Raw genomic sequence first — 19,915 nt, forward strand, 5'->3', positions numbered from 1 at the left:
CCGCAGCGGCCGGCCCGGGGCTCGGGGCCGGGGCTCAGGCTCGGGGCTTGAGCACCAGCTCGGTCAGCGTGGCGTCCTGCGGGAGGTCGAGCACGCCCACCACGGCCTCGGCCACCGTGACGGGGTCGATCCAGCGCGAGGCGTCGTAGTCCTTGCCCTCCTGGGCGTGCACCTTCTCCTGCATCGCGGTGGCGGTGCGTCCCGGGAACAGCGAGGTGACCCGCACACCGTGCTGCGCCTCCTCGGCGCGCAGCGCGTCGGCGAGGGCCTTCAGGCCGTGCTTGGAGGCGGCGTAGGCCGACCACTGCGGGTGGGCGAACAGCCCGGCACCGGAGTTGACCAGCACGACCGTGCCGCGCGCCTCGCGCAGCGCCGGCAGCGCGAGGCGGGTCAGGACCGCCGGGGCCACCAGGTTGACCGCCAGCTGCTCGGTCCATGCCGAGGCCGTCAGGTCGGCGACGGCACCGAGCTCCACCACGCCGGCCGCGTGCACGACGGAGTCGAGCCGGGCGGGCAGGCGACCCTCCAGCCGCTCGAGGGCGGCAGCGTCGGAGAGGTCGGCCACCAGCACCGTCGCGCCCGGGTGCTCGACACCGAGCTCCTCGGCCCTCGCCTCGGAGCGCGCCACCAGCACCAGGTCGTCACCACGCGCGCGCAGGCGCCGGGCCAGCTCGGCGCCGATGCCCGCCCCGGCGCCCGTGAGCAGGTGGGTGCGAGCCATCAGCGGGTGAAGACGATCTTGCCGAAGACGTCGCCGCCGGCCATCGCGGCGAAGCCGTCGGCGGCCTGCTCCATGGGCAGCACCCGGTCGATCAGCGGGCGCGTGCCGGTGGCGTCGAGCAGCGAGACCAGGGACGCGAGCTCGTCGCGGGTGCCCATCGTCGAGCCGACCACGCTGAGCTGGAGGAAGAAGATCCGCGTGAGCTCGGCGTCGTCGAGGTCGGCCCCCGACGTCGTGCCCGAGACCACGATGCGCCCGCCCGGCTTGAGGGCGCGCACCGAGTGGGCCCAGGTGGCCTTGCCGACGGTCTCCATCACGGCGTCGACCTTGACCGGGAGGCGCGCCCCGGACTCGAAGACCTCGTGGGCGCCGATCTCCAGCGCACGGGCCCGCTTGCCCTCGTCGCGGCTGGTGGCCAGCACCTTGAGGCCCGCAGCCCGGGCGAGGGTGATGACGGCGGTGGCGACGCCGCCGCCCGCGCCCTGCACCAGCACGGTGTCACCGGCCACGAGGCCGCCGCGGGTGAAGAGCATGCGGTAGGCGGTGAGCCACGCGGTGGGCAGGCAGGCGGCCTCCTCGAAGGACATCGAGGCGGGCTTGGCCACGACGTTGGCGCGGGGCACGACGACCTTGTCGGCGAAGGTGCCCTGGTGCCGCTCGGAGAGCAGCGAGCGGCGCGGGTCGAGGGTCTCGTCGCCGCGCCACGCGGGGTCGCTGACGACCGCGTGCACCACGACCTCGTTGCCGTCCTCGTCGAGTCCGGCCGCGTCGCAGCCCAGGATCATCGGCAGGGCCTCCTCACGCAGGCCCACCCCGCGCAGCGACCAGACGTCGTGGTGGTTGAGCGAGGCGGCCTTGACCGTCACCGTCGTCCACCCGTCGGGGGCCTCGGGGTCGGGCCGCTCCCCCACCGTCAGGGCGGAGAGCGGGTCGTCGGAGGAGAAGCGGTCGGCGTAGACGGCGAACATGGGGACAACCTAACGGGGAGTGGCTGGACGGACGGGGCACGCCGTCTCAGCGGCGTGCGACGCCGTCCTGCCGGGCGGCGGCCGCGACCGCGGCAGAGACGGCCGGGCCGACGCGCGGGTCGAACGGCGAGGGGATGACGTACTCCTCGGTCAGCGCCTCGCCCACCAGGTCGGCGAGCGCGCGGGCCGCGGCCAGCTTCATGCCCTCGGTGATGGCCGTGGCGTGGGCGTCGAAGGCGCCGCGGAAGATGCCGGGGAACGCCAGCACGTTGTTGATCTGGTTCGGGAAGTCGGAGCGTCCGGTGGCCACGACGCGCGCGTGGCGCCGGGCCACCTCGGGGTGCACCTCAGGCGTGGGGTTGGCCAGACCGAAGACGATGGCGTCGGGCGCCATCGTGGCGACGTGCTCCTCGGGCACCGTGCCGCCGGAGACGCCGATGTAGACGTCGGCGCCGTCGAGCACGTCGGCCAGCGAGCCGGTGCGGCCCGTGACGTCTGCGGTGAGCTCGGCCAGCGAGCGCTTGACCGCGGTGAGGTCGCCGCGCGAGGAGTGGATGACGCCCTTGCGGTCGGTCACGGCGAGGTCGGTGATGCCGGCCTCGAGCAGGATCTTGGCCACCGCCACGCCCGCCGCCCCCGCGCCGGAGATGACCACCCGGGTGCTGCCCGGGTCGCGGCCGGTGAGCGTGAGGGCGTTGGTCAGGGCGGCGAGCGCCACCACGGCGGTGCCGTGCTGGTCGTCGTGGAAGACCGGGATGTCGAGCATCTCCTTGAGCCGGTCCTCGATCTCGAAGCAGCGGGGAGCCGAGATGTCCTCGAGGTTGACCCCGCCGAAGCTCGGCGCCAGCCGGGCCACGGTCTCGATGATCTCCTCGGTGTCGGTGGTGTCGAGGCAGATCGGCACCGCGTCGACGCCGCCGAACTGCTTGAACAGCACCGCCTTGCCCTCCATCACCGGCATGGCGGCGGCCGGCCCGATGTCGCCCAGGCCGAGCACGGCGGTGCCGTCGGTGACGACCGCGACCGTGTTGGGCACCCAGGTGTAGTGCTGCGTGAGCGCCGGGTCGGCCGCGATCGCCTCGCACACCAGGGCCACGCCGGGGGTGTAGGCCAGCGACAGCTCCTCCGCGCCGGCCAGGGCCACGGAGGACTGGATGGACATCTTGCCGCCGAGGTGCAGGTCGAAGACGGGGTCTCCGGCCCGCGGGTGCGACGGCGAGGCCGACGGGCCGTGGCCCGCAGGGCCGGCGGCGGCGGTGGTGGTGGCAGGAGACGTGGGAGAAGCAGTCATCACAGGACTTTCCAGGACGAGTCGGATGGGCCGGATCGTGCCCGGGACCACTGCTCGACGCGAGGGGTTGCCGCGGAGCCGTGACGCCCGGAGGGCTGTCCCGCCAGTCTGGCACAGCGCACGAATACAGGACGCCGGCGTCCGCAATGCTCTACGTCACAGCGCCCGCGAGGCAGCGGCGTCGGGCCCTGCACCCGCCCTGAGCAGGCAGGGACGCGGCCAGACGCGGCACAGCGCCACGGCCAGCACCTGGTCCTCGGCGACGGGCCCGCGGTGCCGGGAGTCGACGCCCACCGACGGGTCGTCGCTGAGCAGCCACCAGCCGGGCGAGCCGCCGGCCGTCGTACGCCGCTCCACGGCGCGCTTGACCGCCAGCGTGCCGTCGGGCAGCCGGGCGACCACCACCCGCCCCGGCACGACCCGCGCGCCGTGCAGCACCAGCAGCCGGTCGCCCCCGCGCAGCGTGGGCGCCATCGACGCCCCGCGCACCAGGGCCCACCCGGGGCGACCCGGGCCGGGCAACCCACCGCGGGCACGAGCGAGCCACCCGATGGGGTGGCTCGAGGGGGAGACACCTCGTGCGGGACGCGACACGCGGAGTAGTGTCGCAGCCGAGCTCAGCAGACCCCTGAAGGACCACGAGAGGAACCGCATGTTCGCGCGACTGTTCGCACCCACCGTCGAGGTCTCCGCCCACTGCGACCTGCCCTGCGGCGTCTACGACCCCGCGCAGGCCCGCATCGAGGCCGAGTCGATCAAGGGCATCATCGCCAAGGTCGCCGACAACGACGACCCCGACTTCCGCACCCGCGCCATCCTGATCAAGGAGCAGCGCGCCGAGCTGGTCAAGCACCACCTGTGGGTGCTGTGGACCGACTACTTCAAGCCCCCGCACTTCGAGAAGTACCCGCAGCTGCACGTGCTGGTCAACGAGGCCACCAAGCTCGCCGGCGCCTCCGGCGCCAAGGGCGCCCTCGACGCCGACGTGGCCGACCAGCTGCTGGCCAAGATCGACGAGATCGCCGAGATCTTCTGGGAGACCAAGAAGGCCTGAGCGACGCAGCCGGCGCGCCGCCGCCGCCGCGGCGGGCGCCGCCGACCGTTTGTCGAGGCCGGTCCCGGGGTAGACCCCCGGGACCGGCCTCGCTGGCGTTCCAGGCGGCACACATGGGGCGCAGCCGAGCACCAGCCGAGCACCGGACGGCCTCCCACCCGGGGAGCCACCGCGTCACCTAGAGTTCGACCACTTCCTCCGCACCTGCCACGAAGGACGGCCCCATGTCCCAGCCCGGTCCGACGATCGACCCGATCCGCGACCGCTCCGACGTCGAGCTGCGACTGCCCGCGGACGGCGCCTACGTGTCGGTGCTCCGCACGACGACGGCGTCGCTGGCCGCGCGCCTCGACTTCACCATCGACGACATCGAGGACCTGCGCATCGCGGTGGGCGAGGCGTGCGCGCTGGTGCTGCCCGAGGCCGACGCCGGGGCCGACCTGGTCGGACGCTTCTACCTGCGCCCCGCCGAGCTGACGGTGTCGGTGTCCGTGGGCGCCGCCGACGCCGGTGAGCCCGACCGCGACAGCTTCGCCTGGCAGGTGCTCGACACGCTGGCCTCCGAGGTCGGGGTGCGGATCGCCGAGGGCGAGCTCGCCGTCGCGCTCACGCTGCGCTCCACGCACCTGGGAGCCGGCCTCTGAGATGGACCACCCCCTCCCGGACGACGACCCCGCCCCCAGCGCGGCGAGCGAGGCGACCGACGCCCGGCGCGCGGGCGTCGAGCTCACCCGCCGGCGCAGCGCCGAGCTGTTCCTGGCCTTCCACGACCAGCAGGGCAGCGAGGCCGGTCGCGAGAGCGCGCGGGACGCCTTGGTGCACCTGCACCTGCCGCTCGTCGAGCACTGCGCACGGCGCTTCCGCAACCGCGGCGAGCCCTTCGAGGACCTGGTGCAGGTGGGCACGATCGGGCTCATCAAGTCCATCGACCGCTTCGACTCCGACCGGGGCGTGGAGTTCTCGACCTACGCCACGCCGACGATCATCGGCGAGATCAAGCGCTACTTCCGCGACAAGGGCTGGGCGATCCGGGTGCCGCGGCGGCTCCAGGAGCTGCGCATGCAGATCGGCTCCGCGACCGCCGAGCTGACCCAGACCCTCGGCCGCTCCCCCACGGCCCGCGAGCTCGCCGAGTGCATCGGGTGCACGGTGGAGGAGATCGTGGAGGGCATCGAGTCCAGCAACGCCTACTCCACCCTCTCCCTCGACGCCAGTGACGACTCCGACGACGGGGCCGCCACGATGCTCGACGCCATCGGCATCGAGGACGCGGGCCTCGAGCACGTCGAGATCCGCGAGTCGATCAAGCCGCTGCTCGACCAGCTCGACGCGCGCGAGAAGAAGATCCTGCTGCTGCGCTTCTTCCGCAACATGACCCAGTCGCAGATCGCCGAGGAGATCGGCGTCTCGCAGATGCACGTCTCCCGGCTCCTCAACCGCACCCTGGAGCACCTGCGGCGCTCGCTGCAGGAGCAGGACTGAGCCCTCCCCGCGCCCCCCCCGGCGCTGCCCCGGGGCCGCTCAGTCCTCGCGCATCGGGTCGTCGGCGAGGGCCTCGAGGCTCGCGGGGTGCAGCATGCCGGCCAGCACGACGGCGGCCACGACGACCAGGCCCAGCGCGATCAGCTGGGTGCCCCGGAAGCTCCAGGCCAGCCCGAGGGCGATCAGCTGGGTCAGCAGGATCGGACCCCGCGTCCAGGCCTGCCCCCGCGTCACCGCCCAGGCGCAGGCGATGACGGCCACGCCGAAGAGCGCGAAGAACGCCGCCACGGTCCATCCCATCGTGGTGCGCCCCTCGGAGAGGTCGGCGAGCTGGGCGCCGGCGAGGAGCAGCAGGACCAGCCCCTCGACCGCGGCGAGGGAGGCCGCGACGACCAGCGGCGGCGGGTTCTCGGATCGGGTCACGACGCCGAGGTTAGTGCGCCCCCTCCACACGGGACGCCTGTGACGCAGGAGACCAGCGATTTGGCTTGTTTAACGGTCCAAAAGTTGTCAGTGTGTGCGGAGCGCTCGTGGCCGAGTCCACTTCGTGGTGCCATCGCACCGGGCGCTGCCGCAGGCTTGCGTTGCCCCTGGCCTGCACATTTCGCTTGAGGAAAAGAGGGATCGCCCAGCCATGGACTGGCGTCACCGTTCAGCATGTCTCGACGAGGATCCGGAGCTGTTCTTCCCGATCGGCAACACCGGCCCGGCCATCCTGCAGATCGAGGAGGCCAAGCAGGTCTGCCGACGCTGCGACGTGCGCGAGCAGTGCCTCGCCTGGGCCCTCGAGGCCGGCCAGGACCACGGCGTGTGGGGCGGTCTGAGCGAGGACGAGCGTCGTGCGCTGAAGCGCCGCAACGCCCGGGCCCGCGTCCGCACCGCCTGACCCAGCGCCTGACCCACCGCACCGCCACAGGGCCGGTCAGGTCAGCGGGTCGAGGGGGACGTCGACCACGGCACGGGTGCCGTGGTTCGAGGGCACCGGCCCCATCTCGAGCCGACCACCGAGCTCCGACTCCACGAGCGTGCGCACGATGGAGAGACCCAGGTTGGTCGATCCCTCCAGGTCGAAGCCGTCGGGCAGGCCACGGCCGTCGTCGTCCACGACCAGGTGGAGCCGGCCCGCAGCACGGTGCACCCCCACGCTGACCTCTCCCAGCAGCCCGCCGGCGAGGATCTCCTCGGTCGAGCGCAGCCCGGCGGGGTGCTCGTCGGGCACCTCGTAGCCGTGCTCCACCGCGTTCTGCAACAGCTCGGTCAGCACCATGGCCAGTGCGGTCGCCGACTCCGAGGTCAGCTCGCCGAAGCTGCCCGTGCGCCGCACCCTCACCCTGCTGCCGACCGCGCTGACGTCGGTCACCATGGCGCAGAGCCGGTCGGCGATCTCGTCGAAGAGCACCGTCTCCTCCACGGCCTGGCTGAGCGTCTCGTGGACGATCGCGATGGTCCCGACCCGCCGCACGGCCTCCTCCAGCGCGGCCTTGGCGTCCTGCGAGCCGATGCGGCGGGCCTGCAGGCGCAGCAGGGCGGCCACGGTCTGCAGGTTGTTCTTCACGCGGTGGTGGATCTCGCGGATCGTGGCGTCCTTGGTCACCAGCTCGCGGTCGCGCCGGCGCAGGTCGCTGACGTCGCGCACGAGCACGAGGGCACCGATCCGGGTGCCCTGGGGCCGCAGCGGGATGGCACGTGCGATCAGCGTGACCTCGTCGGTGCCGAACTCGGTGTCGCGGTGCGTGCGGCCGCCCATCACCGCGCTGAGGGTCTCCTCGTCGGGGCGGCGCCGCGACGGCACCAGCTCGCGCACCAGGTCGGGCAGCGCGAGCCCGGCCAGGTCGCCGGAGAGACCGAGACGGCGGAAGACCGACAGCGCGTTGGGGCTGGCGTAGACGACGTGGCCCTGGGCGTCGACGCGCAGGAAGCCGTCGCCCACGCGCGGTGAGTCGGCGTGGTCGCTGCGCTGGCCCTGCGCGGGGAACCAGCCGCCCGCGATCATCTGGGTCAGGTCGGCCGCGGTCTGCAGGTAGGAGAGCTCCAGGCGGCTGGGGGTGCGCACGCCGAGCAGGTTGGTGTTGCGCGTGACCACCGCGATCACGCGGCCCTCGCGACGCACCGGGATGCTCTCCACCCGCACCGGCACGTCGTCGCGCCACTCCGGGTCGCCCTCGCGCACCAGGCGCTGCTCGGCGTACGCCGCGTCGAGGAGGGGGCGTCGCCCGCGGGGCACGAAGGTGCCCACGACGTCGTCGACGTAGGACGTCGGGCCGGTGGTGGGCCGCATCTGCCCCACCGCCCAGAACCCGCTGCCCTCGCGGTCGGGCAGCCACAGCACGAGGTCGGCGAAGGACAGGTCGGCGATGATCTGCCAGTCGGCCTGGAGCAGCTGGAGCCACGCGACGTCGTCGGGCCCCAGGTCGGTGTGGCTCCGGACCAGCTCGCTCATCGACGGCACCCGCCGAGCCTACGGCGAGCGGCGGGGCCGTGCGCACCGTCGGCCCCGACGTCCGACGGGCGGGCACGCGGTCGCGCCGTGAGCCCGTGCACACCTGGCCCGCACCGGGAGCCCACCGGGCCCGCCCCTCCCCGCGGGCCCGCCGGACCGACCGGTCGGGCCCTCCCCCGACCGTGCGCGGACCCCGGGGAGTTTGGCAGGATGACAGCCATGTCGGGCGCGTATTGGAGACAGGTGCACGCCGACGGCCTCGCGGTGCCGTCGGACCGCCCCCTCGACGACCTGACCGCGGAGCTCACCCGCATGCTCGGCGACACCGACCCCGAGACCCGCGACGGCACGGCCTACCCGACGCTGGCGACGTGGGTCGAGCGGGGCGTCTACGACGACCTCCTGGCCGGTCTCGGCGACGGCATGGCCGCCGGGCTGACCACCGGGCTGGGCGAGGTCGGCACCGACTCGGTCTTCCGCCGCAGCTTCTCGGTGCTGGTGCTCGCCGAGTGCATCGCCCGCGACAACGAGCGACCACTGGTCTCCGGCGGCAAGGTGCTCGACTGGGGCGACCGGATCGCGACCTGGCTGCTGCGCGAGCGCGACCTGCGCGGATTCGTGCCGGGCAAGGGATGGGCCCACGCGGTGGCCCACGGCGCCGACGCCCTCGGGGCGCTCGCCGCGTCCCCCCACATCGGCAAGGCCGAGCTGACCGTCGTGCTCGACGTCGTGGCCGACCGGGTGCTCATGCCCGTCGACGCGCTCTTCGCGCACGGCGAGGAGGACCGCCTGGCCCACACCACCCTGTGCGTGCTGCGCCGCGACGTCGTGCCGCTGAGCATCCTCGAGCCCTGGATCAACCGCCTCGCGTCGGCCGCCGGGGAGCGCGCCGTGCACGGCGAGCAGGACCCCTTCCTGCGCGGCGGCAACGCCGAAGCCTTCCTCCGCGCCCTCTACCTCCAGCTCGCGCTGGGCCCGCGCCCGCCGGCGGTCCGCTCCGACCTGCTGCTGGTGGTCGTCGAGGCGCTGCGGGCCAGCAACCCGCACTTCCTGCGCGACTGACGCCCTGGGTGACCCGTGGGTAACCTGCGGGCATGACGCAGACCACACCCGACCCGCAGCAGCCCGCGAGCCCCGACGCGCATCCGGAGGGCCACCTCGAGGGCCACGCCGGCCAGCTCGCCGTGGCGGTGGCCCGAGCCCACGGCGTCGAGACGATGTTCACGCTCTCGGGCGCGCACGTCTTCCCCATGTACGACGGGGCCGTGAAGGCCGACCCGCCGATGCGCCTGCTCGACGTGCGCCACGAGCAGACCGCGGCCTTCGCGGCCGAGGCCACGGGCAAGCTCACCCGGGTGCCCGGCCTGGCGGTGCTGACGGCGGGGCCCGGCGTCACCAACGGCGTGAGCGCCATCGCCCAGGCGCAGTTCGCCGGCTCCCCCATGGTGGTCGTCGGTGGCCGGGCCCCGCAGAACCGGTGGGGCAGCGGCAGCCTCCAGGAGCTGGACCAGCCGCCGATCGTCGCGTCGGTCTCGAAGCTGGCGCGCACCCTGCCCACCGCGGGCGACGTGCTCGGCGGCATGCACGAGGCCTTCAGCGCGGCGGGGTCCAGCCACCGCGGCCCGGTCTTCGTCGACGTGCCGATGGACGAGTTCTTCGCCTCCGCGTCGGGCTCCCTGCCCACGGTCGGTGCGGGCCGGGGCGAGGCCCCCGACACCGACGCGATCGACCGGATCGCGGCGCTGCTGGCCGCCAGCGAGCGCCCCGTGCTCGTGCTCGGCACCGACGTGTGGGCCGACCGTGCCGAGGTGGCGGCCCTGCGGCTGGTCGAGGAGGCGGGCCTGCCCGCCATCACCAACGGCATGGGTCGCGGGCTCGTGCCCGGGGGGCACCCGCTGCTGGTGACCAAGGCCCGCGGCGCCGCGCTCGGCGGCGCCGACCTCGTGGTCGTCGTGGGCACCCCGCTGGACTTCCGTCTCGGCTACGGCGTCTTCGGCGGCAAGGACGGCGCCACCCCGGCCCGGGTCGTGCACGTCGCCGACTCCGCCGGGCAGGTCTCCACCCACGCCGACCTCGCCGCGTCGGTCTCGGGCGACCTGACCTCGGTGCTCGACGGGCTGCTCGTGGCGCTCGAGCGCCACGACCGCCCCGACCGCAGCGCCTGGGTGGGCGGGCTGCAGGACACCGTGCGCGGCGCCACGGAGCGCGACCGGGCCCTCCTCGGCGCCGAGGCCGACCCCATCCACCCCGCCCGCGTCTACGGCGAGCTCGTGCCTCGTCTGGCCGACGACGCCGTCGTGATCGGCGACGGCGGCGACTTCGTGAGCTTCGCCGGCAAGTTCGTCGAGCCGCAGCGCCCCGGCGGGTGGCTCGACCCCGGGCCCTACGGCTGCCTGGGCGCCGGCCTGGGCGCCGCGATCGCGGCACGGATCGCCCGGCCCTCGGCCCAGGTCGTGCTGCTGCTCGGCGACGGCGCGGCCGGCTTCTCGCTGATGGACGTCGACACCCTGGTGCGCCACGGGCTGCCGGTCGTGATGGTCATGGGCAACAACTCCGCGTGGGGGCTGGAGAAGGGCCCGATGCAGATGCTCTACGGCTACGACGTGGCCGCCGACCTCGCCCCGCAGACCAGGTACGACGAGGTCGTGCGCGCCCTCGGCGGCGCCGGTGAGCGGGTCACCGACCCGCGTCAGATCGGACCGGCGCTCGACCGGGCCTTCGCCTCCGGCGTGCCCTACCTGGTCAACGTGATCACCGACGTCGACGCGGCCTACCCGCGCGCGACCTTCGGCATCTGAGTGGCCGGCCACGCGGCCGGGCCCGGGCCGCACTGGACGCTGCGGCGGGCCCGCGACGAGGACCTGCCGGCCGTCGGCGAGGTGACGCTCGCGGCGTACGCCCCCTTCACGCGGGGGCCCGACGACCCCTACGTCGCGCGGCTGGGCGACGCCGGCCCGCGGCACCGTGAGGCCGAGCTCTGGGTGGCGGTCGGGCCAGCCGGGCGCGTGCTGGGGTCGGTCACCGTGTGCCCGCCCGGCTCACCGTGGCGCGAGGTGGCCCGCGACGGCGAGGGGGAGTTCCGGATGCTGGCCGTGGACCCCGCGGCCCACGGCAGCGGGGTCGGGCGGGCGCTGGTGCGTCACGCCGTCGACCGGGCCCGCGAGCTCGGCGCAGGGGCCGTGGTCATCTCCAGCCTCACCGCGATGACGACCGCGCACCGGCTCTACGAGACCCTGGGCTTCGTGCGCGACCCGGGGCGCGACTGGCGCCCGCTGCCCGAGGTCGACCTCATCGCCTACCGACTGGAGCCCTGATGACCACCCTGCACGCCGAGCTCGACTTCACCGTCGGCGAGGACGACACCGCCGCCTCGCTGGGGTCGGGCTCGCTGCCCGTGCTCGCCACGCCCCGCCTGCTGGCGTGGTGCGAGGCCGCCACGTGCGCGGCCCTGGAGCCGGTGCTCGCGCCCGGGTCGACCAGCGTCGGGACCCGGGTGTCGCTGGAGCACCTGGCCGCCTCGGCGGTGGGTCGCCGGGTGCGGGTCAGCGCGACCTCGGCCTACGCCGACGGGCGACTGCACCGCCTCGCCGTCTCGGCGCGTCACCTGGGTCCCGACGGCGAGCCCGTCGGCAAGGTCCTCGCCTCGGGCGAGGTGACGCGGGTCGTGGTCGACCCGGAGCGCTTCCTGTCCAGGCTGTGACCCGGACCCGATTTCCCCGGCGCCGCACGATTTGAGAGACTGCCTCCTGGCCCTTCGACGGGTCGCCACCGATTCGACGAGGAGAACACCATGGGCAAGACCGGCCGCAAGCGCCGCGCTCGCAAGAAGAAGGGCGCGAACCACGGCAAGCGCCCCAACGCCTGAGCGCAGGCACCGTGCACTGGACCCCCGAGCCTCCGGCCGGGGGTTCGTTGCTTCCCGGGGTCCGGCAGGATCGCGGCATGGACCACTCCTCCCAGGCCGGCGTCGATCGCCTGCTCGCGCACGCCGCCGAGGTCGACCACCTCGTCCGCGCCGTCTGCACCCCCCACCCCGAGGCCCTCGCACAGGCGGCCCGCCTCGACGCCGAGGCCGCCGAGGGCCGCTCGCGCGGGCCCCTGCACGGGCAGGCGGTGCTGGTGAAGGACAACGTCGACACCCACGACCTGCCCACCACGGCCGGCTCGCTGGCGCTCGCCGACGCGCCACCGCCGCGCCGCGACGCCGACCTGGTCGAGCGGCTGCGCGCCGCCGGCATGGTCGTGCTCGGCAAGACCAACCTCTCGGAGTGGGCCAACTTCCGCGACGAGTCGTCGACCTCCGGCTGGAGCGCGTACGGCGGCCTGACGCGCAACCCCCACGCCCTCAACCGGTCGGCCGGCGGGTCGAGCTCCGGCAGCGGGGCGGCCGTGGCGGCCGGCCTGGCCGACTTCGCCGTCGGCACCGAGACCGACGGGTCGATCACCTGCCCGGCGGCCTTCAACGGCTGCGTCGGCCTCAAGCCCACCGTCGGTGCGGTGCCCACGCGCGGGGTGGTGCCGATCGCCGCCTCCCAGGACTCCCCCGGCCCCCTGACCCGCACGGTGGCCCAGGCCGCGGCCCTGCTCGACGTGCTCAGCGCGACCACGCGCGACCCGCACGCCGCCCACGCGGTGCCGGGCCGGCTCGCCGGCAAGCGGATCGGCGTGCCGCGCGCGACCTACTGGGGCTACTCCCCCCACGCCGACGCCGCCGCGGAGCGCGCGGTGGCGCTGCTGGCCGCGGAGGGCGCGGAGATCGTCGACGGCACCGACCTGAGCGGGCTCGACGCCCGCAGCGAGCAGGTGGGCGCCGACGAGCTGCTCGTGCTGCTCGCGGAGTTCCGGCACGGCGTGGAGGCCTACCTCGCCACCCGGGAGGGCGACGTGCCCCGCAGCCTGGCCGAGCTCGTGGCGTTCAACACCGCCCACGCCGGCACGGAGCTGGCGCACTTCGGGCAGTCGCTGCTCGAGCGGGCGCTCGAGGCGCCGCAGGTCGGCGGCGCGGAGCACCGCGCCGCCCGGGGGCGCAACCTGTTGGCGACCCGCACCGACGGCATCGACCACGTGCTGGGCGAGCACCGCCTCGATGCGCTGGTGACGCCGTCCTACGCCCCGGCCGGGCCGATCGACCTGGTCAACCCCGAGGTCTTCCCCGGCTCGTGCAGCGGGCCGACGGCGATCGCGGGCTACCCGCTGCTCACCGTGCCGACCGAGCTGGCGGCCGGCCTGCCCGTGGCGGTGTCCTTCTGGGGCACCGCGGGCAGCGAGCGGACGCTGCTGGAGGTGGGCGCGGGCTACGAGGCCGCGCGCGACCGCACGAGCGGTCCGCTGCCGGAGCCGGCGTACGCGCCCTGGGTGTGAGCCCGACGACGGCCCTCGGGGCGTCGCAGCGGGCGGCTCAGGACTCGCTGAGTCGCAGCTGGACCTCGCGCACGCGCAGCATCACGCGCTGGCGCAGCTCGTCGGGCGCCGACTCCGAGCAGGAGCGGGCCACGATCTGCTTGACGGTGCGCTGGAGGTCGTACTTCTCCAGGCACGGGTTGCACGTGTCGAGGTGCACCTGCACGGCGGCGCAGTCGGCGGCGTCGAGCTCGTTGTCGATGAAGTAGACGATCTGCTCGAGGTAGTCGGCGCAGTCGCTGGCCGACACCTCCTCGGGGCCGGCGTGGTCGTGCCCGGCGTGCTCCTGCGTCATGCCTTCTCCCCCTCGAGGCGGGCCGCTGCGGTGAGGTCGCGCGAGCGGGCGTAGTCGGTGAGCATGTCGCGCAGCTGGCGACGGCCGCGGTGCAGTCGCGACATCACGGTGCCGATCGGCGTCTCCATGATCTCGGCGATCTCCTTGTAGGCGAAGCCCTCCACGTCGGCGAGGTAGACCGCGAGGCGGAACTCCTCGGGCAGGCGCTGCAGGGCGTCCTTGACCTGCGAGTCGGGCAGGTGCTCCAGCGCCTCGGTCTCGGCCGACTTCAGGCCGGTGGAGGTGTGCGACTCCGCGCGGGCCAGCTGCCAGTCCTCGACGTCCTCCGACATCGACTGCTGCGGCTGGCGCTGCTTCTTGCGGTAGGTGTTGATGAAGGTGTTGGTGAGGATGCGGTAGAGCCAGGCCTTGAGGTTGGTGCCGGGCTTGAACTGGTGGAAGGAGGAGTAGGCCTTGGCGAAGGTCTCCTGCACCAGGTCCTCGGCGTCGGCGGGGTTGCGCGTCATGCGCATCGCGGCCGAGTAGAGCTGGTCGAGGAAGGGCAGGGCGTCGCGCTCGAAGCGCGCGGAACGCTCGGTCTCGGTCTCGGTGGCGAGGTCGACCGGCGCATCGGCCGGGCTCTCGAAGGTGTCGGTCATCGCGTCCCAGACTAGGCCCTCGGCGGTGGGCCGCGGGTCGCGGGACGGCCGCGTGGCGGGAGGTTCCAGAAGTGCGATCACGTCAGGTGGAACGCCCCGCCCCTGCCGCCCATTCCCCGTGCCGACGCTCGGTTCCACCCGCGGGGCCGCCTCGCGGCGGTCGCGGGGAGGCTCAGCCCCCGACGACCCTGCCCAGCCAGGCCACGACCTCGTCGACGACCAGCTCGCCCGCCTCCTCCTGGCCGAGGGCGGCGCGGGCCGGCACCTTCAGTCCGTGGTCGCCACCGGGCACGACGACGGTCTCGACGTCGGGGGGCAGCTCCTCGGGGCGGCCCATCGGGTCGCGCTCGCCCTGCACCACCAGCAGCGGCAGTCGGGCCCCGCGCAGCTCCGGCAGGCGCGAGCGCTCGGGGCGACCGGGCGGGTGCAGCGGGAACGACAGCGCCAGCACCCCCACCGCGCCCAGGCCCCGGGCGCAGCGTGCCGCCGAGCGCGCCCCGGCCGAGCGGCCGCCGATGAGCAGGGGCACGCGTCCGCGCAGGGCGTCGGCCCCCGCGACCAGCCCCTCGTCGAGCGTCGGGGGCGGCGTGGCGATCCGGCGGCCCGCGACCTTCCAGGGCTGCTCGAGCCGCACGACGGTGAAGCCTCGTCGCGGCAGTCGGTCGGCCAGCAGCTCGAGGTCCCAGGTGTCGATGCCCGCGCCCGCGCCGTGGCTGAGCAGCAGGCTCGCGCGGGGCTTGGGGGCGCGGTCGGTGACCAGCCTGGCCTCGCCGTGCGGGGTGGCGATCCGTCGCTCGGTCCTCGTCACCGACGCGTCACCGGCCGTCCTGCTCGCGCAGGTCGTCGGGCACGTCCTCGAGGGGCAGCGGTCGCACCAGCTCGGGGCCGTTGTTGCGCACGTTGGACACCAGGGTCGAGACGGCGACCGCCTCGAGCTCGCCCGGGGCGGCCGGCACGAGCAGGTCGCGCGGGTCACCCGCACCGCCACCGGAGGGGTCGAGCCAGGCGTCGCGTCGCTCGCGCGGCACCATCAGGGGCATCCGGTCGTGGATGTGGCCCAAGGCGTCCTCGGCCGCGGTGGTCAGCACGGTGCAGGTCCAGCGGAAGCGCTCGGGGTCGTCGTCGGCCCGGTCGGGGTCGCGCCAGATCTCGTAGAGACCCGCCATGGCGAGCACCGAGCCGTCACGGGGGCGGATGAAGAAGGGCTGCTTGCGCGCCTTCCCCCCGGGTGACGTCGCACGGGTGGCGTACCACTCGTAGTAGCCGTCGGCGGGCAGCAGGCAGCGGCGGGCGGCGAAGGCGCGGCGGAAGGCGGGCTTCTCGGCCACCGTCTCCATGCGCGCGTTGATCATGCGGCCTCCGATGGCGGGGTCCTTGGCCCACGACGGCACCAGCCCCCAGCGCAGCGCACGCAGCTGGCGCACCTGCGGGCGGTCCTCCTTCGCCGGGCGCTCGAGCACGGCGTAGACCTCCTTGGTGGGGGCGACGTTCCAGTCGGGGTCGAGGGGCGCGGCCAGCAGGGCGTCGGCGACCTCGAACTCGTCGACCAGGTCCTCGGGGCGTCGACTCGACGCGTACCTGCCGCACATGGGGCTCACTGTAGGCACTCCCCGCCACCCTCGGGGTGAGGACGTCGGCGGCGACGGTGCGGTAGGAAGGGCCCATGAGCCTGAGCCGACTGATCGCCCGTCCCCTCCTCGCCGCCGGTGTCGTCTACGGCGCCCAGACCGCGCTGCGCAACTCCTCCGCCCTGGCCCCCAAGGCGGCCCGCGTGACCGACCGCGTCGTGCCCGCCGTGCGCAAGGCCGTGCCCGGCGCTCCCATCCCCACCGACACCGCGACCCTGGTCAGGCTCAACGCCGGCGTGCAGATCGGCGCCGCGCTCGCGCTGGCCACCGGTCGCGCCCCCCGCTTGGGCGCCGGCGTCCTCGTGGCCTCCCTGGTGCCGACCACCATCGCCGGCCACCCCTTCTGGTCGGAGACCGACCCGGCCGCCAAGCAGACCCACACGCTGCAGTTCTTCAAGAACCTCTCGCTCATCGGCGGCCTCATCATCGCCGCCGGCGACACCGACGGCCAGCCCGGCGTGGCCTACCGCGCGCGCCGCGTCGCCAAGGACACCCGCCGCGAGGCCAAGCACCAGGCCAAGCTGATCGCGACCGCGGCGCGCCAGGAGGCCCGCGTGGCCAAGGCGAAGGTCTCCTGACCGAGGCAGCGACACCGGGTCTCGGTAGTCTCACGCGGGTGAGGACCACCCCCGACGAGGCCGCCGACGACCGCACCGCACCCGACCGCCCCACCGACCTGTGGCCCGCCCCGCGCGCGACCGGCCCGGTGGAGGCGGTCGTGTCGCTCCCGGGCAGCAAGTCGATCACCAACCGCGCCCTGCTGCTGGCCGCGATCGCCGATGGACCGTCGGTCGTGCGCCGCGCCCTGCGCTCGCGCGACACGACGCTCATGGCGGCGGCCCTGACCGGCCTCGGCGCCACGGTCGACACCACCGGCGAGGACTGGACCGTGACGCCCGGCGACCTGCGCGGCCCGGCCCACGTCGACTGCGGCCTGGCCGGCACGGTCATGCGCTTCGTGCCCCCGGTGGCCGCTCTCGCCGACGGCACGGTCACCTTCGACGGCGACCCCCACATGCGCACCCGCCCGGTCGGCGGGGTGCTCGACTCGCTGCGCGCCCTCGGCGCCGACGTCGACGACGGCGGGCGCGGAGCGCTGCCCTTCGCCGTGCACGGCGCCGGCGCCGTGCACGGCGGCACGGTGCTCCTCGATGCCTCCTCGTCCTCGCAGTTCGTCAGCGCCCTGCTGCTCGCCGGGGCGCGCTACGAGCGCGGCGTCGACGTACGCCACGACGGGGAGCCGGTGCCGTCGCTGCCCCACATCGAGATGACCGTCGCGATGGTGCGCGAGCACGGCGTGGAGGTCGACGACAGCGAGCCCGACCGCTGGCGCGTCGCGCCCGGACCGGTGGCCCCGGTCGACCGGACGGTCGAGCCCGACCTGTCCAACGCCGCGCCCTTCCTGGCCCTCGCCGCCGTCACCGGCGGCACGGTGACGGTGCGTGACTGGCCCCGCCGCACCACCCAGGCCGGCGACGCGCTGCGCGAGATCCTGGCCCTGATGGGCTGCGAGGTCGAGCTGGGCGGTGCGGGCCTGCGCGTGACCGGTCCCACGGCGCTGCTGGGCATCGACCACGACCTGCACGACGTCGGCGAGCTCGCCCCGGCGGTCGCCGCCCTCTGCGCGCTGGCCACGACCCCGTCCCACCTGCGCGGGATCGCCCACATCCGCCACCACGAGACCGACCGGATCACGGCCCTGGCGACCGAGCTGACGGCGTTGGGCGCCGACGTGAGCGAGCACGCCGACGGGCTGTCGCTCCGCCCGGCGCCGCTGCACGGCGGCACGTTCCACACCTACGCCGACCACCGCATGGCCCACGCCGCGGTGATCGTGGGGGCGGCCGTGCCCGGTGTGCTGGTCGAGGACGTCGCCACCACCGGCAAGACCTTCCCCGACTTCGCCGGCTTCTGGTCGGACCTCTTCCGGTGACCCGGGGGGCCGCGGCGTGAGCGGGCGCTACTCCGAGCACGACCACGAGCACTACGAGCGCCCACGGCGCCGCACCCGCCCGCGCACCAAGGAGCGGCCCTCCTACGACGACGCCGTCGAGGGACGGGTCGTCACCGTCGACCGGGGTCGCTTCACCCTCCTCGTCGACGAGCACCGGGCGATGGCCATGAAGGCCCGCCCGCTCGGGCGCAAGGGGGTGGTCGTCGGGGACCGCGTGCGGGTCGTGGGCGACACCTCGGGCGACGACGGCAGCCTGGCCCGCATCGTGGAGGTGACCGAGCGGCTCACCACCCTGCGCCGCACCGCTGACGACGACGACCCGGTGGAGCGGGTGATCGTCAGCAACGCCGAGCAGCTCGTGGTCGTGGTGGCGCTGGCCGACCCCGAGCCGCGCACCGGCCTGGTCGACCGCGCCCTCGTCGCGGCCTACGACGCCGGCATGGCTCCCCTGCTGTGCCTGACCAAGGCCGACCTGGCCGACCCCGAGGCCTTCCTGTCCACCTACCGCGCCCTCGGCGTGCCGTGGGTCGTCACGCAGCGGGGCGGCGACGTCGGCGTGCTGCGCGAGCGCCTCGCCGGGCGCACCAGCGTGCTGGTCGGCCACAGCGGCGTGGGCAAGTCGACCCTGGTCAACGCGCTCGTGCCCGACGCCGGGCGCGCGGTCAGCCACGTCAACGCCGTCACCGGCCGCGGGCGGCACACCTCGACCTCGGCGTACATGCTCGCGCTCCCGCCGTCGGACCCCGGCGACCCCGACGACCGCGGGTGGATCATCGACACCCCCGGCATCCGCTCCTTCGGCCTGGCCCACGTCGAGCCCGAGCACCTCATCGAGGCCTTCCCCGACCTCGACGAGATGACCGAGGACTGTCCCCGGGGCTGCACCCACGGCACCGAGGAGCCGGAGTGCGGGCTCGACGAGGCGGTGGCCGCCGGGCAGGCCGACGTCGAGCGCGTGGAGTCGTTCCGCCGGCTGCTGGCGGCCCGCAGCCACCACGACTGGTGAGCGCGCCGCGCCCCTCGCCGGGGCCCGGTGGCGTGGTCGCGGCACCCGCGCGCGCCGCCGGACCGTAGCCTGTCCTCCGTGGCCACCTCCTCTGACACCGTGCACCGCGACTACACCGACGACCTGCGCCTGGCCCACGTGCTCGCCGACGACGCCGACTCGCTGACCACCGACCGCTTCAAGGCGCTCGACCTGCACGTGATGAGCAAGCCCGACCTCACCCCGGTCACCGACGCCGACCAGGCCGTCGAGGAGAGCATCCGGCGCACCCTGTCGAAGGTCCGCTCCCGCGACGCCATCACCGGCGAGGAGCAGGGCTCCACCGGTCACAGCCAGCGCCGGTGGGTCATCGACCCCATCGACGGCACCAAGAACTTCGTGCGCGGCGTGCCGGTGTGGGCCACCCTGATCTCGCTGGTCGTCGACGACGAGGTGGTGCTCGGGGTGGTCTCGGCGCCGATGCTGCAGCGACGCTGGTGGGCCTCCAGCGGCAACGGCGCGTGGACCGGTCGGAGCCTGCTCAAGGCCACCCGTTGCCAGGTCTCCGACGTGCGCCGGCTCGAGGACGCCTCGCTGTCCTACTCCTCGCTCTCGGGCTGGGAGGAGCGCGGCCGCCTCGACGACATGCTCGCGCTGACCCGCCGCTGCTGGCGCACCCGGGCCTACGGCGACTTCTGGTCCTACATGCTGCTCGCCGAGGGCGCCGTGGACCTGGCCGCCGAGCCCGAGCTCGAGGTCTACGACATGGCCGCCCTCGACGTGATCGTGCGCGAGGCCGGCGGCCGCTTCACCGCCCTCGACGGCACCGACGGCCCCTTCGGGGGCAACGCCCTGGCCTCCAACGGACACCTCCACGAGCCGGCGCTGTCGTTCCTGGCCTCGCTGCGCGACGACCCCGAGGGCACCGAGGACCCCGACTGGCCCCGCTCGGGGCCGGGGTCGGTCTCCGACCTGCGGGTCCGACGCGCCCGCGTGGCCGACGACGGCCCGGTCTACGACCAGTAGGCCCGACCGTCGACCTGGTCAGGTGACCTGCGT

At 74.5% G+C, this 19,915-nt stretch carries 24 protein-coding genes; 14 read left to right on the forward strand and 10 right to left on the reverse strand.

Translation table 11 applies throughout. From position 1 onward, the window contains the following. Nucleotides 1–34: 34 nt before the first annotated feature. From IR170_RS02870 to IR170_RS19285, 4 genes are all read right to left on the reverse strand, one after another. On the reverse strand, nt 35–721 hold the full coding sequence (locus IR170_RS02870) for an SDR family oxidoreductase (protein WP_193661121.1): 687 nt from the start codon (nt 719–721) through the stop codon (nt 35–37). Then, entirely contained in the window at nt 721–1,689 is a 969-nt protein-coding gene (locus IR170_RS02875; protein ID WP_056864097.1) for a zinc-binding dehydrogenase, read from the reverse strand. Before IR170_RS02875 ends, IR170_RS02870 begins: the two co-directional genes overlap by 1 nt. A 46-nt stretch (nt 1,690–1,735) precedes the next feature. Next, on the reverse strand, nt 1,736–2,851 hold the full coding sequence (locus IR170_RS02880) for an NAD(P)-dependent malic enzyme (RefSeq protein ID WP_227488591.1): 1,116 nt from the start codon (nt 2,849–2,851) through the stop codon (nt 1,736–1,738). A 285-nt stretch (nt 2,852–3,136) separates the two neighbouring features. Continuing rightward, nucleotides 3,137–3,469: a S24 family peptidase gene (locus IR170_RS19285; RefSeq protein WP_374108196.1), complete on the reverse strand. Its 333-nt coding sequence runs from the start codon at nt 3,467–3,469 to the stop codon at nt 3,137–3,139. Nucleotides 3,470–3,632: 163 nt separating this feature from the next. On the opposite strand from IR170_RS19285, the gene sodN reads away from it, so the two are divergent. From sodN to IR170_RS02900, 3 genes are all read left to right on the forward strand, one after another. Next, nucleotides 3,633–4,034, forward strand: coding sequence for a superoxide dismutase, Ni (gene sodN, locus IR170_RS02890; RefSeq protein WP_056864095.1), 402 nt, complete (start codon nt 3,633–3,635; stop codon nt 4,032–4,034). Between the two features lie 224 nt (nt 4,035–4,258). After that, complete coding sequence (locus IR170_RS02895; protein WP_056864094.1) at nt 4,259–4,678, forward strand: ATP-binding protein; 420 nt, start codon at nt 4,259–4,261, stop codon at nt 4,676–4,678. Between the two features lies 1 nt (nt 4,679). Next, a complete protein-coding gene (locus tag IR170_RS02900; RefSeq protein ID WP_056903830.1) occupies nt 4,680–5,516 on the forward strand; it encodes an RNA polymerase sigma factor SigF in 837 nt (278 codons plus the stop codon). 39 nt (nt 5,517–5,555) lie between these two features. Here IR170_RS02900 and IR170_RS02905 read toward each other — a convergent pair whose 3' ends face one another. Then, on the reverse strand, nt 5,556–5,939 hold the full coding sequence (locus tag IR170_RS02905) for a hypothetical protein (RefSeq protein ID WP_056864092.1): 384 nt from the start codon (nt 5,937–5,939) through the stop codon (nt 5,556–5,558). Between the two features lie 211 nt (nt 5,940–6,150). Between IR170_RS02905 and IR170_RS02910 the strand changes: the two genes are divergently transcribed. Beyond that, nucleotides 6,151–6,402, forward strand: coding sequence for a WhiB family transcriptional regulator (locus IR170_RS02910; RefSeq protein WP_027863177.1), 252 nt, complete (start codon nt 6,151–6,153; stop codon nt 6,400–6,402). Between the two features lie 36 nt (nt 6,403–6,438). On the opposite strand, the gene IR170_RS02915 is transcribed toward IR170_RS02910, so the two are convergent. Then, entirely contained in the window at nt 6,439–7,965 is a 1,527-nt protein-coding gene (locus IR170_RS02915) for a histidine kinase N-terminal domain-containing protein (RefSeq protein ID WP_193661124.1), read from the reverse strand. Nucleotides 7,966–8,175: 210 nt separating this feature from the next. Between IR170_RS02915 and IR170_RS02920 the strand changes: the two genes are divergently transcribed. The 6 genes from IR170_RS02920 to IR170_RS02940 all read left to right on the forward strand — a co-directional run bounded on the left by IR170_RS02920 (nt 8,176) and on the right by IR170_RS02940 (nt 13,317). Then, entirely contained in the window at nt 8,176–9,018 is an 843-nt protein-coding gene (locus tag IR170_RS02920; protein WP_056864090.1) for a DUF2785 domain-containing protein, read from the forward strand. 32 nt (nt 9,019–9,050) lie between these two features. Then, entirely contained in the window at nt 9,051–10,754 is a 1,704-nt protein-coding gene (locus tag IR170_RS02925; RefSeq protein ID WP_193661125.1) for an acetolactate synthase, read from the forward strand. Further along, nucleotides 10,755–11,270, forward strand: coding sequence for a GNAT family N-acetyltransferase (locus IR170_RS02930; protein WP_193661126.1), 516 nt, complete (start codon nt 10,755–10,757; stop codon nt 11,268–11,270). Then, a complete protein-coding gene (locus IR170_RS02935) occupies nt 11,270–11,656 on the forward strand; it encodes a thioesterase family protein (RefSeq protein ID WP_056864088.1) in 387 nt (128 codons plus the stop codon). The genes IR170_RS02930 and IR170_RS02935 overlap by 1 nt, the downstream gene beginning before the upstream one ends. Before the next feature lie 90 nt (nt 11,657–11,746). Then, nucleotides 11,747–11,821, forward strand: a complete 75-nt coding sequence (locus IR170_RS20510; protein WP_369759046.1) for a 50S ribosomal protein bL37 — start codon at nt 11,747–11,749, stop codon at nt 11,819–11,821. Nucleotides 11,822–11,898: 77 nt separating this feature from the next. Further along, nucleotides 11,899–13,317: an amidase family protein gene (locus IR170_RS02940; RefSeq protein WP_193661127.1), complete on the forward strand. Its 1,419-nt coding sequence runs from the start codon at nt 11,899–11,901 to the stop codon at nt 13,315–13,317. Nucleotides 13,318–13,354: 37 nt separating this feature from the next. On the opposite strand, the gene rsrA is transcribed toward IR170_RS02940, so the two are convergent. The 4 genes from rsrA to IR170_RS02960 all read right to left on the reverse strand — a co-directional run bounded on the left by rsrA (nt 13,355) and on the right by IR170_RS02960 (nt 15,878). Beyond that, nucleotides 13,355–13,651, reverse strand: a complete 297-nt coding sequence (gene rsrA / locus IR170_RS02945) for a mycothiol system anti-sigma-R factor (protein WP_056864086.1) — start codon at nt 13,649–13,651, stop codon at nt 13,355–13,357. Next, nucleotides 13,648–14,289, reverse strand: a complete 642-nt coding sequence (locus IR170_RS02950; protein WP_193661128.1) for a sigma-70 family RNA polymerase sigma factor — start codon at nt 14,287–14,289, stop codon at nt 13,648–13,650. The genes rsrA and IR170_RS02950 overlap by 4 nt, the downstream gene beginning before the upstream one ends. Before the next feature lie 172 nt (nt 14,290–14,461). Next, nucleotides 14,462–15,097: an alpha/beta hydrolase family protein gene (locus IR170_RS02955; RefSeq protein WP_193661129.1), complete on the reverse strand. Its 636-nt coding sequence runs from the start codon at nt 15,095–15,097 to the stop codon at nt 14,462–14,464. A 7-nt stretch (nt 15,098–15,104) separates the two neighbouring features. Continuing rightward, entirely contained in the window at nt 15,105–15,878 is a 774-nt protein-coding gene (locus IR170_RS02960) for an SOS response-associated peptidase (protein WP_193661130.1), read from the reverse strand. A 74-nt stretch (nt 15,879–15,952) separates the two neighbouring features. Here IR170_RS02960 and IR170_RS02965 point away from each other — a divergent pair, with 74 nt between their 5' ends. The 4 genes from IR170_RS02965 (at nt 15,953) to hisN (ending at nt 19,882) form a co-directional block, all read left to right on the forward strand. After that, nucleotides 15,953–16,495: a DoxX family membrane protein gene (locus IR170_RS02965; protein ID WP_193661131.1), complete on the forward strand. Its 543-nt coding sequence runs from the start codon at nt 15,953–15,955 to the stop codon at nt 16,493–16,495. 38 nt (nt 16,496–16,533) lie between these two features. Further along, nucleotides 16,534–17,850, forward strand: a complete 1,317-nt coding sequence (gene aroA / locus IR170_RS02970; RefSeq protein WP_406603369.1) for a 3-phosphoshikimate 1-carboxyvinyltransferase — start codon at nt 16,534–16,536, stop codon at nt 17,848–17,850. A 16-nt stretch (nt 17,851–17,866) separates the two neighbouring features. Further along, nucleotides 17,867–18,877, forward strand: coding sequence for a ribosome small subunit-dependent GTPase A (gene rsgA / locus IR170_RS02975; protein ID WP_193661132.1), 1,011 nt, complete (start codon nt 17,867–17,869; stop codon nt 18,875–18,877). Nucleotides 18,878–18,955: 78 nt separating this feature from the next. Beyond that, complete coding sequence (gene hisN, locus IR170_RS02980; protein WP_319804885.1) at nt 18,956–19,882, forward strand: histidinol-phosphatase; 927 nt, start codon at nt 18,956–18,958, stop codon at nt 19,880–19,882. Nucleotides 19,883–19,915: the final 33 nt, after the last annotated feature.

The sequence above is a fragment of the Nocardioides kribbensis genome, assembly GCF_015070375.1.
In the GTDB taxonomy this organism is placed as follows: Bacteria; Actinomycetota; Actinomycetes; order Propionibacteriales; family Nocardioidaceae; genus Nocardioides; species Nocardioides kribbensis.